Annotated in this window: 7 protein-coding genes; 2 read left to right on the top strand and 5 right to left on the bottom strand. The window is 39.5% G+C overall.

The window, feature by feature from the left end:
* Positions 1–75 precede the first annotated feature (75 nt).
* The 4 genes from lacZ to AC3ITD_RS06075 form a co-directional block, all read right to left on the bottom strand.
* Positions 76–3,198 carry a beta-galactosidase, LacZ type gene (lacZ, locus tag AC3ITD_RS06090; protein WP_489364927.1) on the bottom strand — a complete coding sequence of 1,041 codons (3,123 nt, stop codon included), beginning with the start codon at positions 3,196–3,198 and terminating at the stop codon, positions 76–78.
* A 239-nt stretch (positions 3,199–3,437) separates the two neighbouring features.
* Entirely contained in the window at positions 3,438–4,562 is a 1,125-nt protein-coding gene (locus AC3ITD_RS06085) for a glycoside hydrolase family 43 protein (protein WP_489364925.1), read from the bottom strand.
* A 36-nt stretch (positions 4,563–4,598) separates the two neighbouring features.
* Positions 4,599–5,846 carry a DUF2264 domain-containing protein gene (locus AC3ITD_RS06080; protein ID WP_489364923.1) on the bottom strand — a complete coding sequence of 416 codons (1,248 nt, stop codon included), beginning with the start codon at positions 5,844–5,846 and terminating at the stop codon, positions 4,599–4,601.
* A 7-nt stretch (positions 5,847–5,853) separates the two neighbouring features.
* Positions 5,854–6,981 (bottom strand): glycoside hydrolase family 88/105 protein, encoded by a 1,128-nt coding sequence (locus AC3ITD_RS06075; RefSeq protein WP_489364921.1) that lies wholly within the window; start codon positions 6,979–6,981, stop codon positions 5,854–5,856.
* 622 nt (positions 6,982–7,603) lie between these two features.
* Here AC3ITD_RS06075 and AC3ITD_RS06070 point away from each other — a divergent pair.
* Together AC3ITD_RS06070 and AC3ITD_RS06065 are read left to right on the top strand one after the other, a co-directional pair.
* Entirely contained in the window at positions 7,604–10,909 is a 3,306-nt protein-coding gene (locus AC3ITD_RS06070; RefSeq protein WP_489364919.1) for a SusC/RagA family TonB-linked outer membrane protein, read from the top strand.
* A gap of 9 nt (positions 10,910–10,918) precedes the next feature.
* A complete protein-coding gene (locus AC3ITD_RS06065; protein WP_489364917.1) occupies positions 10,919–12,859 on the top strand; it encodes a RagB/SusD family nutrient uptake outer membrane protein in 1,941 nt (646 codons plus the stop codon).
* Between the two features lie 49 nt (positions 12,860–12,908).
* Here the strand turns inward: AC3ITD_RS06065 and AC3ITD_RS06060 are convergent, their stop codons facing one another.
* Complete coding sequence (locus tag AC3ITD_RS06060) at positions 12,909–16,994, bottom strand: hybrid sensor histidine kinase/response regulator transcription factor (RefSeq protein WP_489364915.1); 4,086 nt, start codon at positions 16,992–16,994, stop codon at positions 12,909–12,911.
* Between the last annotated feature and the right edge of the window lie 244 nt (positions 16,995–17,238).

The raw sequence follows: 17,238 nt of genomic DNA, 5'->3' as shown, positions 1-17,238 counted from the left end.
GTACATACATTTTTTTGAATGCACGGATTCGAAATTGAGATCAATGCATAAAAGTCTAGCGAGGCACCCGGCGCATCATAGTGAATTTAATAGTTTGACGGTGTAACTGTACGAAAAAGTTTTATCCAACAATAAATAGGGTTTGTGTGGATAGGCCCCCCAGCTATCATCGCCACCTACGCCCCGCTGCTTCAAATCGATCGAAAGAAAAACTTCATCTCTAACCGGAAGTTCCGTTGGGTGCTGCTGTTTTTTAGTTAATCCAGGATCCAGATCTTCAGCGCTATGTTTGATTGCGGTGAACGATAGAGGTTGGCTGCCTTCAACTTGTAGTGTATTCCCCGCATCGTCTTTTAATCTCAGCCACCTCACATCGGTTTTATTTCCACTTTCCTGCGGTCGTATATAACCTGAGTAATATTGATTTTGAACTTTATCCTGGTATAACCCTATGAATGAAGCATCATGTCTGTCGCTGTAATTTTCAAATGGCCCTCGCCCATAATATTCCAGATTAGCAAATTTATCAGACAAGGTAGTTCTCATTCCAAAACGTGGCAACTCTGGCAAAGTCCTGTCTCCCATATTCATAGATGCCGTCACTTTAATCGATCCGTCATTACCAATTAAGTAGTTAATATGATAAGGCAGCTGTATGGCCGTAAGTTCATATGCCACTTTAATTACCACTCCGCTATCAGTCTGCTTGCTTACATCAACTGATTTAAGTGTTTTATTTTCATGAGCAGATCTCCAGATTCCTAGTCGTGATGGCATGTTATTTCCGAAATCATTATCAGTTGGCGCTCGCCAAAAATAGGGTTCCGGAAAACTTCTCAAAACACTTGTGTTGTTAATGGCATACCTGCTAAAATGCCCAGTCTTGGTATCAAACTCACCAGAAATGTTTCCAGCCGAAAATTTCAATTTGCTATTCTCGGCATTAAGCTTAAGCTGGTTTTCTATTTTTGCAGACTTTTCAAAGTAGTTTCCGGCATATTTGAATTGTTCCTTTGCCACTTCAAAACCTATATTTAACATGGGGATTTCCTTTTTTACTAATGCAAATACATTCAAATAATATTCAGTGCCCTCCACTGATTTGAATTGTGGCAGGTTAAGTTTGATTGTTGTTTTGCTATGGGGGGCAAGGTTAACGTTGAATCTTCCTTCTTTTATTTTGAGCCCATCAGCGAGCATCTCCCATTTAAACTGGTAATCACTTAGATTGGTGAAATCAAAAATGTTTTCAATGTTTAAATTTCCTTTGCTGATGTCATCACTTGAGAAAAGAATATTCTGGTAAACTTTTTTTACTTCGTAAGCACCCGGATCAGGAGTACGGTCGGCACTTAAAATTCCATCAGCTACACCATTTTCATCATTTTGCCAATAGAAACCACCCAGGTCACCTCCGTAGGCCCAGAAAGTCTTTCCATTGGCATCTTTGGTTTTAATTCCCTGATCAACCCAATCCCAAATGAAGCCGCCCTGCATGTGCTCGCCCGTGCGAATAATATCAAAATATTCCTGGAAATTGCCGTTGCTATTGCCCATTGCATGCGCATACTCGCACATAATGTATGGCCTGGTTTTAGTTTTATCGGCCGCATATCTTTTCATACTTCCGATGCTTGGGTACATTGGGCAAACGATGTCGGTATTCCAATCTTCTCCGGCTTGCTCAAACTGCACAGGCCTGCTATTATCCCTCGCTTTTATCCATTTATAATTATCATGAAAAACAGGACCATTTCCGCACTCATTTCCAAGCGACCAAATAATAATTGAGGGATGGTTTTTATCTCTCTCTACCATACGAACCGTACGATCTGTATGTGCGGCAGCCCACTCTGGTAAATATGCGGGGTGCTTGGTTTTATCAAACCATGATTGAAACTCCGCTCCCATTCCATGGGTTTCGATATTGGCCTCATCCACCAAATACAAACCATACTGATCACATAATTTGTACCAAAGGGGGTCGTTTGGATAGTGCGACAAACGAACCGAATTGATGTTTAGCTCTTTCATTAACCTAATGTCTTTTAACATCAGCTCTCTGGTTGTGGTATGCCCGGTAACATCATCGTGCTCATGTCTGTTAACGCCATGAATCATTGTCGCCACACCATTCACAAGCAATTGTGCGTTTTTTATTTCCACTTTTCTAAAGCCGACTTTGGCGCCGGTAATTGCTAGCGTTTTTCCCTGTTCATCTTCCAGCTCTATGATGCAGGTGTATAAGGTCGGTTGCTCGGCACTCCATTTCGATGGTTTATCCACCACACCATTTAATTTAATCGTTTGTAAATCATTCGTTGAGGTGGTGAAATTTTGGCGCTTACTCAGAACTACTTTACCATCCCTATTCAAAAGTTTAACACTTAATTTTCCTGCTGGAGTAACATTGCCTTTAAATTTTCTTAGGTCGATATCTGCACTAAAAACTCCATTTTTATAATTCGCATCCAAATCACCTTTTAAAAAGAAATCCCAAATGGTAAGCTTTGGCAGCGAAAACAGATAAACATCTCGTTCTATGCCACTTAATCTCCAAAAATCCTGATCTTCTAAGTAACTTCCATCATGCCAGCGAAAAACCTGTACGGCTAACTGGTTATTACCTGCTTTTAAGAATGGTGTGATATTAAATTCTGCAGGTGTTTTAGCTGCTTTGGTCATACCCACTTTTTTGCCGTTTACATAAATAAAAGCACAGCCTGAAATGGAACCGAAGTGGATAAATGTTTCCTGATTTTTCCAGTCTGCAGGAACAGTAAAACTTTTCCTGTAAGTACCTACCGGATTATTTTCTCCAATGAAAGGAGGATTTTTAGGATGAGGATAGGTGATATTTGTGTATATAGGGATACCAAAACCATTCAGTTCCCAGTTAGATGGTACAGGGATATTTGCCCATAACTGATCATTGATATCTTCACGATAAAAATCTTTTATACGATCTGCGTGTTTGTCTACATAGTTAAACTTCCATGTACCGTTGAGCAGTTTATAGCGATTTGATTTTGAATAATCGTCATCAATTACGTCTTTTTCATTTTCAAAAAGCATAAAAGGTACATGTGGTCGTTCCTTTCCCTGATCTACGAGTGTCGGATTTTCCCAATCGTTATTTTGGGCTTTTGCCCCAACGAAATTCATCAAAAGCAGAATGAGTAAAAATTTAAGTTTCATGTGTATTCAATCTTATCTCCAAACATGATCTGGAAATTGGTTTATATTTGCTGGTTAAGGTTCACGATAAAGAAAAGGTTATTCTCAAAGCCTAAAGTTGACGGGCTTTTTGCCTACGCTTTCCTTTAACTTATGCCACAAATAAAATGATAAAACGCCTGGGATGTAAGGGGTAATTTGGCATATAACAGGGGATAAATCCTATTTCATAATATTTACGCCCTAAATAGATCCTGATATTATTTTTTCCAAACCGACAGATCCCACCTATCATTCCACGAAATTTCCATTTTCCCTTCATTAAAATCGATAGGCAACCAAAGATATTTTCCATCTATCGGATTTTTAGGTGTCCATTGATCAGCCATAAAAATAAATTGGTTTTTCGTACCTGGCGCTTTGAAAATGTGCGTACTCTGCCCGCCAAAGGTTAAAGCTGAACCTTCACCTATACAAGGGTTCCCCATGTATTTCCACGGTCCCCAAATGCTATCCGCAACAAACCACCTGGCAGGATTTGGCGCCCAACCGGTACAACCCGATCCCACCATATAATATTTACCGTCTTTTTTAAATAAAGCCGGTGCTTCGGTTTGTTGTCCGATATAAATTCTGATAAACTTACCGGTATGCGAGAGATAATCATCACTTAATTCGGCAAGATGAAGGGTAAAATTTTCTTCCGAAGAAAAAATATGGTAAGCTTTGCCATCATCATCTACATAAACCGTCATATCTCTGGCCATTTGGCCTCCCGGCATATCCCGACAGAAAAACCCATCGCTTTTATTGGCAGGACTGCTACAGTTAACCGCCTGCTTTTGTGATTCTGCATTAGGGTAAACAGGAAGCTTGTTTGGATTGGGACGATAACTTCTCGCGAACAGAAAGGGACCTGATGCTCGATCAGCAATGGCCACACCAGCTCTAGCAGCTTCGTAGCCTTTACCTAACAACTCCAGATGGAACCACATTACAAACTTCTTCGTTCTTTTATTGAACACAACTTTGGGCCGCTCCAAAATACACCCCTTAGCAATGTCGCTGGATAGATCATCAGAAACTTTTAAGGCTATGCCCTCATCTTTCCAATTGTACAGATCTTTTGAAGAATAGCAATGAACGCCTACCTGCGCGGTATTTCCAATATTTCCTGCCACCTTATGCTCTCCATACCAATAGTAAACGCCATCAATTTCGGTAATCCCACCACCGTGTGCGTTGATGTGTTTCCCCTTGTTATCTTCCCAGATTTTGCCTGGCTTGAAGTTATTATATCGCTGTTGCGCAAATGCATGGTGGAAAATCAGGGGCAGGAATAATACCAAAAAAATGGTAAATACCTTTTTTAAGTTTAAAAGCATGAGGAAGTTTGGATTTGGATGTTTCTAAATTTGTATTTACTTTAAACTCGCACTATGGTCATTCTGAAAGTCTTCTCCACCCCAAATCTTTTGTGCCGACCATTTTTCTGCAGGACTTGCCCAAAAGGGATCATTTTCTGATAATCCTAATGGAAGAAATATGTTTGTTGCAATGTAAGGGCTACCTTGATTATTATAAAAATCGCCCAACGAAGGCTGTGCTCCATACAATCCGATAGTTAACCAGCCTGCTTTGTAGGTCGTTGGGCTTTCTAGAGTTTTCTTGATAACCGCAGTTAATGCACCTCTAACTTGCGCAGGACTAAGCTGTTTCGGCAATGCCTTTCTTAGCGCAACATCGGCCAGATGATGAAAAGCTGCACCACGATAAATAATAGATCGACCCGTAGCAGGATAACTTCCATCTGCATTAATTAATCGCTCCTGTATAATGGCGTAACGCTCATTTCGCTTGCGAATTTTCTCGAACATCGCATTGTAAGCGTTGGTCTTTTTACCAATGATATCGGCAATCTCTGCCAGATAAGGATGAATGACATAGCTGTTGTAATAATCAAAAGCGAAACTTGTTCCGTCTGTGTACATACCGTCGCCAGTGTACCATTGTTCCATCTGCTGTAGTGCATAATCAACACGCATCGGATCCCAATCAAAGCCGAACCTGGCCATAAAAGCTTCGTTCATTGCAGAAAAAAGGAGCCAGTTAGAAAATACTGGTTTAAACCTTCGCGTTGTTGCGATTGATTTAACCAATAACGACTGATTTTTTTTATCTAGATTTTCCCAAAGCCATGGCGCCCGGGTAAATGCAATGGCCAAATACGAAGCATCTACAAGTTGTTGCCCGCCAATATCAAAATTCATAAAATCCTTGGCATTAGAGTCTAAAGCATTTTTCACTCCTTGCAAGGCCCATTCCCGATATTGATTTCTGAGTTCAACTTCTTGCTTGCTCCCCCCTTCTAGCTGTAGCCAGGGTGCAATTCCACTTAATACGCGACCTAAAACCTCAACATATTGAACTTTAATCCGATTTGCCTTGTTATCGACATGGATGGAAGTTACCTGCGGCATGGCAATACGTAAACTGTCTTTTGCCAGATTATGGATTACAGGCCGAACCATCTTATCCATCTGGGCCAACCAAAACTGACGGTCGCTAAGCACTTGGTTTTGTTTAATTCTGGTTTTCTTTTGCGCAAAAGTGATGGAAGTCATCATGCTCAGGACGAGCAAAATCAGGTATTTACTTTTTATAGTCATGGAAAATTTATTTGTGTTTGGTTAGAAAACGATAATATTCACAGCCAGCAAGTAAAAATGCGCCTACTCCAAAATTTGCAGTAGAGTTTGCATCAACAATTTGCCCCGGGATAGCTTTTTCTCCTATTGGCTGTACGAAACCAACCCTTCCGTCCTTTTGAAGCGCAGTTTGAGAGAGATAATTCCATGCTAATTTAGCTGATGGTAGAAATTGTTTTTCTTTTAAAATCCCGTTATTTATGCCCCAAAATAAGCCGTAAGTAAAAAATGCGGTTCCACTGGTTTCTGGTCCTGGTGCATGTTGTGGATCAAGTATACTTCTGGTCCAATAGCCCTCCTTTTGTTGCGAATTAAGAATAGCGGTGGCCATACTTTTATAAATTTTAAGATATTCCTTCCGGTGAGGATCATTTTTAGGTAAGTCTTTAAGCACCTTTGCTAATCCAGCGAAAACCCATCCATCCCCTCGGGCCCAGAAATCCTTTCCGCCATTGCTCGATTTATGTTTTGGATATACATATTTGGCATCACGATAGTAAAGCCTCGCCTGCTTATCGTACATGATACTGTTGGAATAAGTGAGATACTCATGGAGTTTTTCCAGGTATTTTTTATCTCCGGTAAGCTTATAAAGTTTGGTCATTACCGGCATCACCATATACAATCCATCGGCCCACCACCAGTAATCATTTTTATCCGTATTTATTTGATAGCCCATTACCTCTTTCGCCCGGGCTATTTTATGTTCATCAGGTTGAATATTGTATAAATCGATATAGGTTTGAAAACAGATTTGCCAGTCGCCGAAAAGGACATAATCGTCTTTCTCACCGTATGTATATTTCCATTGAGATTTATCAGTTGACTTGGCACCCATCCAATTGTTATGGTTAGCCCAATCTTCCGAATACTTCCTGTAAGTTTCATTTTTGGTGAGTTGATAAATTTCCATGTTCCCTGTGTGGTAGGCCGCGTGGTCCCAAAATGCCCTTACCTGCGGTTTGTTATTGGATTGCCAATAATGATTTGCCAGATTTATTTGAGCAAGAACAGCTTCACTTTCCTGGGCATGGGTAAATGAAAATGCAAAAAGTACCTGGAACAAAATCAGCTTGATGGTTTTATTTTTTCTCATTGTTTTGGTTGATCATTTTATTTGGTTATCAAGCTTTTCTATTACTCAATTTGAGATCTCTGTCTCATCTTTATCTTAAATCATTAGAGCCCCATCAGATCGGAAGTTCTTTGCATATGTCAAAATAGAGAAATAATTTACTTAAAAAAAAGGGGGTAAATTTGATTTTTTGAATGGACAATTTATAAATAAGCGAACATAGCACTTTTGCTTTAGCGATTGATAGCTAGTGTTCCTGAACATTTCCGAACACACGAGGGATTTTTAAGCTCTCAGTACCCTTATTAGATGTATGATTTTATGACGTAAGTATGTCAATATCTTTAAGTGTCTTATTTTACCAGTAGCAGAAAGTTCGTATTTTATTAGTTTCGTTCAATGGGGCTTCTGGCAATTTATCCCCTCATTTATGCGGATATGTCCCTCCTATCTAATATAAAATACCACTTACTTTATCCTAACCAGATATAACAGAATCAACATGCCACAGACCCCTATTACGGATGATAGTTAAAAATAATCTGATGCTTGTTATCCAGGACTAGTATAACAGGTGATTCAACTTTTCAATCCATTATTTACCGGAATCTATTCCCTTAAAGTAGATCCTAACCAAATAAATATGACTAATTATTACTTAAAATTTAGAGAGAAGCGGGAGTTTAAAATCCTGTTTAATTTGTTTCTATGTTTTGTGTTGCTCACTTCCTTTCCAGGTATTGGCCTCGCTCAAAACAAAACACTCACCGGAACTATAAAAGATGCCAAGAACGGCGAATTACTACCGGGTGTAGTTGTTAAAGTTCAAAACGGAACTGCGGGAACCAGTACCGATGCGCAGGGAAAATTTCAAATACAGGTGCGCAGTACAGATGTGATCGTAATTTCTTTTGTTGGTTATGTAACCAAAACAGTTCCGGTCCCAGCTACAAACAGCTTAGAAGTTAGCATTAGCGAAGACACCCAAAACTTAAACGATGTGGTAGTAATTGGCTACGGTACGATGAAAAAGAAAGATCTAACGGGGGCAATCACGCAAATTAGGCCTGATAAAATTGCCGACCAAAACCCAAATACTACACAGGATATTCTTCGTGGTACGCCAGGTGTCACTGTAGGTTTTGATGCATCTGCCAAAGGCGGAGGTTCTATTCAAATTAGAGGGCAAAGATCTGTTTATACCGCTGGTGGGCATAACGATCCATTGTTGGTTTTAGATGGCGCATTATTCTATGGTGAACTTTCTGAAATTAACCCCGATGACATTGAAGCCATTGACGTTTTAAAAGATGCTTCGGCTGCTGCGGTTTACGGGGCTAAATCAGCTAACGGTGTATTAATCATTACCACGAAAAAAGGTAAAACTGGTAAACCAAGAATAACATTTTCTACCAACTTCGCTTTGGCAACTATGGGCGCCAACCGCGATGTTTTTGATGGTGATGGTTACATGAAATACCGTGAAGATTGGTATACCTCCCCAACTTATGGCGTAAACCCAACTACAGGAAATTATGAAGCTTATCAATCTACTTTTAGAACACAGCCTGGATATTATGATAATCCAACTCAAGAAAACCTAAGCAGATATGGCATTAACCTGGCTCAATGGAAAGCATATACTGCTAATGGAAATGGATCCGCATCAGACAATGAGATATGGGCCAAACGACTATTGTTGCAAGGCACCGCTTTAAATAATTTTCTTGGCGGACAAACATTCGATTGGTACGACCATAGTTTCAGAACTGGGAAAAACCAGGACTACAACCTAAGTGTTTCAGGCGCCAGCGAAAAAATGAACTATTACCTTTCTATGGGTTACCTGCAAAATGAGGGTGTGGTTGTTGGCAATAATTATAGAGCTATCCGCTCCAACTTAAAAGTTGAAGGTAAGATTACAGATTGGCTGGAAATTGGTGCCAACGTCAACTTTCAAAACCGTACTGATGGAGATTTAGCAGTTGATTGGGGAAGACAAATCATCAATAATGCCCCTTATGCCAGTTATCAAGATGCCAACGGAAATCTTTTGGTACATCCTATGGGTGATAATATGGTTAACAATTATGGATATAATTATGATTTTGATCGGGATTTTAGGGATTTAGATAAAGGTTATACCGTGTTCAATACCATTTTAACAGCCAAGGTTAAGCTTCCATTTAATATCAATTACTCCTTCAATGGCTCACCTCGCTATCAATTTTTTCACGATCGCTACTGGGAATCTGCCAGCCATCCCGATTGGAGAACAACGAATGGTTTAGTAAATCGTGAGCAAACTCAACGTTACGATTGGTCGTTAAATAACACCTTAAGCTGGGAACATACTTTCGGTCAAAAACATCGTTTTAGCGTAACACTGGTTCAGGAAGCTGAAAAAAAACAATCGTGGCTGGATAGAATCGAAGCAAGAAATATCCTTCCTAGTGATGCTTTGGGATTTCATGAAACATTTTATGGAGATAAGAATAGAAGTAGCTACGATTCTAACGACGTAAAAGAAACCGCTGATGGCTTACTTGGACGTCTATTTTATTCTTACGATGACCGATACATGCTCACCACTTCAATCAGAAGAGATGGGTATTCTGCATTTGGAACTTCAAACCCAAGAGCAAATTTCTTTTCTACAGCATTCGCCTGGACGTTCACCAACGAAAAGTTTTTTAACTGGAAACCCTTAAATAACGGGAAATTAAGACTTTCGTGGGGTCAAAACGGAAACCGTCAGCTTGACGACCCCTACCTTGCTTTGGCAAATTTAGGTGCTGGCGTTGGTGCTACGACCGGATATTTAGATAATAACGGGAACTTAATTCAATACCGCTATTTAACCGTTGGCCGCTTGGCTAACCCTGATCTACATTGGGAAAAAACAGAATCTTTTAACGTTGGTTTAGACCTGGTCTTCTTTGAAGACAGGTTAACAGCTTCGATGGATTACTATATTACCCCTACAGTGGATATGATTATGAACCGAAGTTTGCCTGGTTTTACCGGTTTTGGAAGCATTACCACCAACCTGGGTAAGGTAGAGAACAGAGGTTTTGAGATCAGTCTTAACTCCTTAAACATTAAAAACAGCAATTTTAGCTGGAGCACTACTCTTGGTTTTTCTAAATATAAAAACACCATTAAACACTTATATTACGTTTACGACAATATCCTCGATGCCCAAGGTAACGTAACCGGCACAAAAGAACGTGATGATATTGGTAATGGTTGGTTCATCGGGCAGCCGATCGGCGCAATCTGGAACTACCGCGTTACCGGAATCTGGCAAGCAAACGAAGCAACCGAGGCCGCACGTTACAACCAACGCCCCGGTGATCCAAAAGTGGCCAATAATTTCACCGGCGATGATATTGTAAACGCCAATGGCACCACCACTCCGGTGTACAATGATAATGACAAAGAATTTTTGGGTCAAACGGCGCCACCAATTATGTGGTCAATGCGTAACGATTTTACTTATAAAAATTTTAACTTCTCCTTTAATATGTATTCGTATTGGGGACATAAAAGCTTAAGTGGTGCTTATTTAAATCAAGATAACGGAAGCTCTCTGGTGACCAACCTGGCCAATGCTTATCAGAAAGAATACTGGACTTTAGAAAATCCTTCAACAGAGTTTGCCCGTTTAGATGCAAAGGGGCCAAGCGGTGTCAATTCACCTGGTCGACTTTTCGACAGATCTTTCATCAGGTTGGAAAATGTTACCCTGGGTTACACTGTTCCTCAAAAATGGGCATCGCAACTGGCGCTGGAGAAAGTTAAACTTTACGCTACTGTAAGGAACGTAGCTGTATGGGCTAAAGATAAAGACTGGGATTACTGGGATATTGAAACTTTTAGCGCAAGTGAAGCAAATAGAGGCATCGCGCCAAGAATTTACACATTCGGATTAAACGTTACTTTTTAGATGAAACCGATGAAAAAGAATATATTACAATCAAAAATAGCTCGCAACATTACTAAATTGTCTTTGTTGCTTACGATAGGCGTGACGGTTTTTCCAGCATGTAAACGCTCTTATTTGGACCCTGATCCACTTTCTCTGTACGAGCCAGGAAAAACATTTTCTACCAAAAGTGGTCTGGATGCGGCAATGGCCATTTGCGACAGGCATTTAAGATCATACTGGACCTACTTTGAATACACTGATTTAAGTCTCCCGATTAGCACTGAATATATGTTCTCTGATGTGGCCGTAGCGGCGAAGACTGATGATGGAAATATTTTTGCCGATATCGCAACCAGGTTAACGCCAACAGACTTACCCGAACGAGTTCCATATTTCTGGAATGAGAGTTACAACGGAATCAAATATGCCAATACCATCCTTAGTTTTATAGGAAATGTGGAGGGTTTGGATGAAAACACTAAAAATCAGTATCGTGGAAGAGCGCTTTTTCATCGCTCATTCCGATATCTGGCATTATGTTTCGAATTCAAGGATGTTCCGCTGGTAACAAAGATTCTTCAAATTCCAAAAATAAACTATCGTTCTACAAAAAGAGAAGCGATTTTGCAAATGATTACTGCAGATATGGAGCAGGCGGTCGCATGGGTTCCAGATCAGGCACAAACAAATTTAATTGGTTTAGTTAATAAAGGTGCATGCCGCCAGTTGCTAATTAAATGTTACCTGGCTACCGGTCAATATGATAAAGCGATTCAACAGGCAGATATTTTAATAAACAGCTCTGGTTATTCATTGATGACAAATACCTTTGGAAACTTTGTTAGTCCATATTCGGCTACATGGCCAGTAACCAGAAATGTGGTTTGGGATTTACACCGACCAGAAAACAAAGCCATTAATGCTAACAAAGAAAACATTTTGGTGATGCTTAATCGTAATGCTACCGATATGGGTATTAAAATGAATACCATGAGAAACTGGTTGCCGTTAATGGATGGTACGGGAGTTACCTCGCCAGATGGCAGGCAAGCACTTCGATATTTTGCTACATCGAACGCTAATTACCGGGCGCAATATGATTATACACATGCACATGGAAGAGGGATTGGTCATATCAGACCAACGTATTATGCTCAAAAAGCGGTTTGGTATGTAAACGGTGTAAATGATGCGGGAGATTTGAGGCACAATACTGTTGTAGGCAATTGGGTCTCGCCAGAATCATTAAAATATAATGACCCTACTAACGCGACATGGTTTGGTCAGAATGTGCGTTTGCGTAGTACAACAGGGACCTTATTATCAAACGATACGATCAGAACCTACTTCGAATGGCCACATTATAAATACTATGTTGAAGATCCGCTGGAAACACAAAATGCAAATGAGGCCAACCACAGGGGTGGTGCAGGCGATTGGTATTGCTATCGCCTGGCAGAAACGTACCTTTTGCGGGCCGAAGCTAAATTTTATGCTGGTGACATTGCCGGTGCAACTGCTGATGTAAATACTATTCGCCGACGTGCTCAATGTACGCAATTGTATACCACTGTGAATATTGGAGACATCATGGATGAACGTGCCCGCGAACTCAACATGGAAGAATGGAGGTTTACCGAAATGAGCAGGGTTTCATATTGTTTGGCCATGAGCGGAAAACCGGATGAACGCGGAACTACCTATACTGTGGCAAACCTGGCACAAAACAGTTACTGGTTTCAAAGAATTGAACGCTACAGTGATTTCTACAACAAAGGAAAAGTTACGGTAAGAAGTCGCTCATACACGATGGCACCAAAAAACATTAACTGGCCAATTCCACAGAGTGCAATAAACTCAAACGGAGGGGCAAGATTAAGCCAAAATCCAGGCTACAGCGGTTACAATGCAGGCATAGAGCTGTGGCAGACCTGGCAGGACGCCGTTGCAGATGAAGACAAAAACTAGCAAAAAAAGGGCGAATCCAATTAGATTCGCCCTTTTTACTTAGTTAGATTTAAAAATTCCGGATTACCCTATGCTTTGATGAAAGGTTGGTTCTATACTTTTTAATATAATCCGATGGCCGCATTCCGAAAACCTTGTTAAACTGCTCCCTAAAATATTTTATATCGTTAAAACCACAATGAATGGCAGTTTGATTGATATTATAATCAGAATTAATTAACAGTTGGGCAGCTTTTCTTAACCTGATATATCTGATAAATTCGTTCGTTGTTTTCCCAGAGATGGCCTTAACTTTCTTATAAAGTAGAGATGGAGAAGTTGCAAGCTCATCCGCTAGGGTTTTCACACTAAAACCAGGGTTATCTAAATGTTTTTCTGTAATGGAAATACATCGTTCTAAAAACTCCTTATATTCAGTGGAGATCTTAAAATCATCCGCTTTAAGGGTGATTTCATTCAAAAAATATTGTTGAAGCGCATTTCTACTTTTTAATAAGTTTACTACACGGGCAATCAAAATGTCCTGATCAAAAGGCTTGGTAATAAAATCATCAGCCCCCTGTTCAATTCCTTTAAGTTTAATTTCTGATGATGAACTGGATGTTAATATGATTACTGGAATATGGCTTAGTTCAGGGTTTGATTTAATGTTTGTACATAAATCCAGGCCATCCCCCCCATTCATTACCACATCGGTAATTACAATATCGGGCACATATTTTTTCACTAGAGTAAAGCCTTCGGTTCCATTTTCCGCCTCATAAACCAAATAGTCATTCGTAAAAATCTTTTTCACATAATTTCTGATATCGGCACTGTCCTCCACAATCAGGATCGCTTTCTTTTCGGTAGTGGGATCAAATGTACCAGCCTTCGCTGGTAAATGATCCTCATTTGGTTGATCATTTTCTGTTAACGTTAAACTGTAACTATTAAAAGTTGTATTGTTAGTAACAGGCGGTGGAGCAATTTCTACAATTTCTTCGGGTGTAAAATGTGAAGATCCCAACAACAAGCTAAATATTAATTCGGTTCCTTCGCCAGGCGTACTTTGGTAAGTAACTGTTCCGTGATGGGCATCTATTAATTTTTTAACTAAAAAAAGTCCAATGCCAAAACCACTGCTGGCATGTTGTTTTGAGTCTTGATAAAATCTTTCAAAAATTTTTGACCCCGCTTCTTTTGAAATACCTGTACCCGTATCAATCACTTTTACAACTACATAATCATGTTCCAAAAGGGCTGATAAAGTGATACTGCCGCCATTTGGTGTAAATTTAAAAGCGTTAGCAAGGAGGTTAAACAACACAATTTCCAATTTCTCCCGATCTCCAAAAATATAAACCTCCTCTTCAGCGGCAATAAATGAATAGGCTATTCGTTTAGATTTTGCTTGTTGGCTAAAAGAAGTAAAAATTTCTCTGCTAAAAGCAACAATATCAAACTGCGACACTTTAATATTTTGAGTTTCCGATTTCCTGAAAGACAATAGTTGATCAACCAATGATAAAAGTCTTCGGGCATTTCTGTAAACTATAATCAGTTCTTTAGGGTCTACATAACTATCTTTACTATTTAAAAATTCCTTTATAGGGTTAATAATCAGCGTTAAAGGAGTTCTAAACTCATGTGAAATATTGGTAAAGAAAGTAAGTTTATTTTCACTAAGCTCCTTTTCCTGCTCTACCCTTAAGTTAGCAAGCTCCACCTGATACCGCAAAAATGACTGATGCTTTTGATAACGTAAAAATAAATATCCTGTAACAACAGCAAGAATTACATAAAATGAAAACGCCCACCATGAGCGGTACCAGGGCGGTAAAATGGTAACAAGAATTACTTTTTCTGTGGGGGACCAGGCGCCGTCAGCATTGGTCGATTTGATTCTCAAACGATAATCTCCATCTGCCAGTTTAGTGTAGGTTGCTGTTCTCAATTTGCCTGCAGTACTCCATCCTCTATCCCAACCTTCCATAAAATAAGCGTAAGATATTTTCCCTGGAACACTGTATTCAAGCGCCGCAAAATCAACAGCCAACCCTTCGTTGTAGGGAATTTCGAGCTTTTCTATCTCACCATATCTCATTCCGGCTACTATAGCATTCCCTGGTGAAACCGCCGTATTGTTAATCCGGATGGCTGTGATAACGATTGGAGCAGCTGTGGCAGTAACTTTGTTACTATCGGGATGAAAAATACTAAAGCCCCGCAAGCCTCCAAACACCAATTCTCCAGATCGCAATTTTAAGGAGGAATTATCAAGAAACTGATTACTCTGAAGTCCGTCGTCCTGATAAAAATTCGAAAATGTTTGCTTTTTGATGTCGAATTTGGAAAGCCCGCTAAAGGTGCTTAACCACAAACTGCCCTCGGTTTCTACGATGCCGATCACAGAATTATTGGAAAGCCCATCCGAGGTAGAAAATCGTTTCACTATTTTTTTCTTTTTCCGGTCGAAGAGCAAGAGCCCGCCCCCTTCAGAACCAATCCAGAAATTGCCAAAGCGATCTTCAAAAATCACCCGAACCGGTTTGCCAATATCATAATATTCATGTTTCTTTTTGGTACTATCAATTTTAATAAGCGCTGATGCGTTGCCACCCCAAAGATTATAGTTGCGATCTTCTTTAAGTGATAGCAGATTTTCGTTTAGATTTCGATCAAAGACTTCAAAACGATCTTTATTCCTATTTAAAAAATACAGTGTTCCGTGAGAAAAAGTTGTAGCCCAAAACACTTTATTATGCCCCTCTAACAATTGCCAAACATTTTCATTTTCCTTTCCTGTAAACTGGTTGATGCATTTATAGTGTTTAAAATAACGAGTATCCCCAATAGCTTTATTAATACCGCCACCATAAGTAGCCACCCAAATATTTCCCAGGTAATCTTCTTTAATAGCACTAATTGCGTTGCTACTTAACGATGAAGGATTTTGTGGAACAGACTTGAGATTGCCGAAGGTATTTTGAGTACGATTCCATATGCTGATACCGCCTGCATCTGTTCCAATCCAAAGCTTTCCATTTCTCTCTTCGTAAAAAGCAGAAACAAAATTGCTCACTAAGCTTGTTTTTAGCTGTGGATTGCTAGAAATTGTTTTAAATTTCGCGCTCTTCGAGTCCAAAATAATTACGCCTTCTTTCGAGGTACCGATCCATTTTCTACCGACCTCGTCTTCATAAATTGTTAGAATGAGTTGATTTTGAATAGCGCCACTTAAAGGCCATATATATTTACCTCCAGTTACCTGTGTTTTAACTTTCAAACCATCAGCATTTGTTCCTAGCCACAGCTGTTTCTGTTTATCAAGATGCATGGTCGAAATGAGTTCTGCATTCGATGGAATAACGAAGTTTTCACCTAAAGCCTGCTGCTGATGTGACAGAATATTTAAACGAATAATGCCTTTGCTGGAACTGATTAACAAATTTTCGTTGTCTTCAACTTCCATGCACTGGGTAATTACCGAAAGTGTTTCTAAAACTTCTACCTGTTTAGCTTTTTGTTTGTAAACGCATAATCCAACACCCTCTATTAGTAAGTAAATTGTTTTATTTCCGGCAATTTTAATATCAAGAACATTATAATTTGCAGTGCTCATCCCATCTTTTAATTTGAGCATAATTTGTATCCCTTCGTTTTGAGCGGCAGGTTTTACAATTAACCCTAGTCCGTTCGTAGCCACAATCATTTCACCACTACCAGTTGCTATGATTTCATTGATCTGAGAAGTTATTGCCAATCTGGCTCGATCGGAATGTCTTTTAAAATAAGCAGCAGTGAAATGATTATTCAATGGATTGTAAATTCCAATTCCCTGTCCAGTGCCAATCCATAAGTTATGCGCCCTGTCTTCGCTAATGCTATAAATGTAATTATGTGGGAGAGATTTTTTATCTCCTAAAATATTCCTGAAAATTTTGAACTCGTAACCATCATACCTATTTAAACCATCGTGGGTACCAAACCACATAAAGCCTTTTGAATCTTTAAAAATTGCCCTTACCGCATTATTAGACAGTCCCTTCTCGATGCCTAAGGTAGAGAACGGTAGATTTTCTGTGCCATAAAGCCGTATGCCGATCAAGAAAAACAAAACAATCAAAAAGTACCTTTTCAGCTTAAGATGCATATCATTTGGTTAGTGATTTGGGATAGAAATTGCCTTTTTTCAAAAGGATGAAAAGGTCAAGCAAAAACCAAAAATAACTATCTTTTGTTATTATAAGGAAGTTTTTTTTTATGGATTTCTGCTCAAAATATAGTCATGACAAGTACCTGTAGCATGCGCATTTCATAGCGCACAGAACGAACCTAGCTAGATTTGCACAAACTTATTATCTGCTAATAATTAAGAACACCTCTTGACAGATCAA

This window comes from Pedobacter sp. KH_004, from assembly GCF_057840755.1.
Note: the sequence above shows the minus strand (reverse complement) of the source record. Positions and strands in the feature narration are given on the sequence as shown.

Coding starts and splice junctions, on each gene's coding strand:
- lacZ (WP_489364927.1), bottom strand. CDS start 3,198: ATGAAACTTAAATTTTTACTCATTCTGCTTTTGATGAATTTCGTTGGG.
- AC3ITD_RS06085 (WP_489364925.1), bottom strand. CDS start 4,562: ATGCTTTTAAACTTAAAAAAGGTATTTACCATTTTTTTGGTATTATTC.
- AC3ITD_RS06080 (WP_489364923.1), bottom strand. CDS start 5,846: ATGACTATAAAAAGTAAATACCTGATTTTGCTCGTCCTGAGCATGATG.
- AC3ITD_RS06075 (WP_489364921.1), bottom strand. CDS start 6,981: ATGAGAAAAAATAAAACCATCAAGCTGATTTTGTTCCAGGTACTTTTT.
- AC3ITD_RS06070 (WP_489364919.1), top strand. CDS start 7,604: ATGACTAATTATTACTTAAAATTTAGAGAGAAGCGGGAGTTTAAAATC.
- AC3ITD_RS06065 (WP_489364917.1), top strand. CDS start 10,919: ATGAAAAAGAATATATTACAATCAAAAATAGCTCGCAACATTACTAAA.
- AC3ITD_RS06060 (WP_489364915.1), bottom strand. CDS start 16,994: ATGCATCTTAAGCTGAAAAGGTACTTTTTGATTGTTTTGTTTTTCTTG.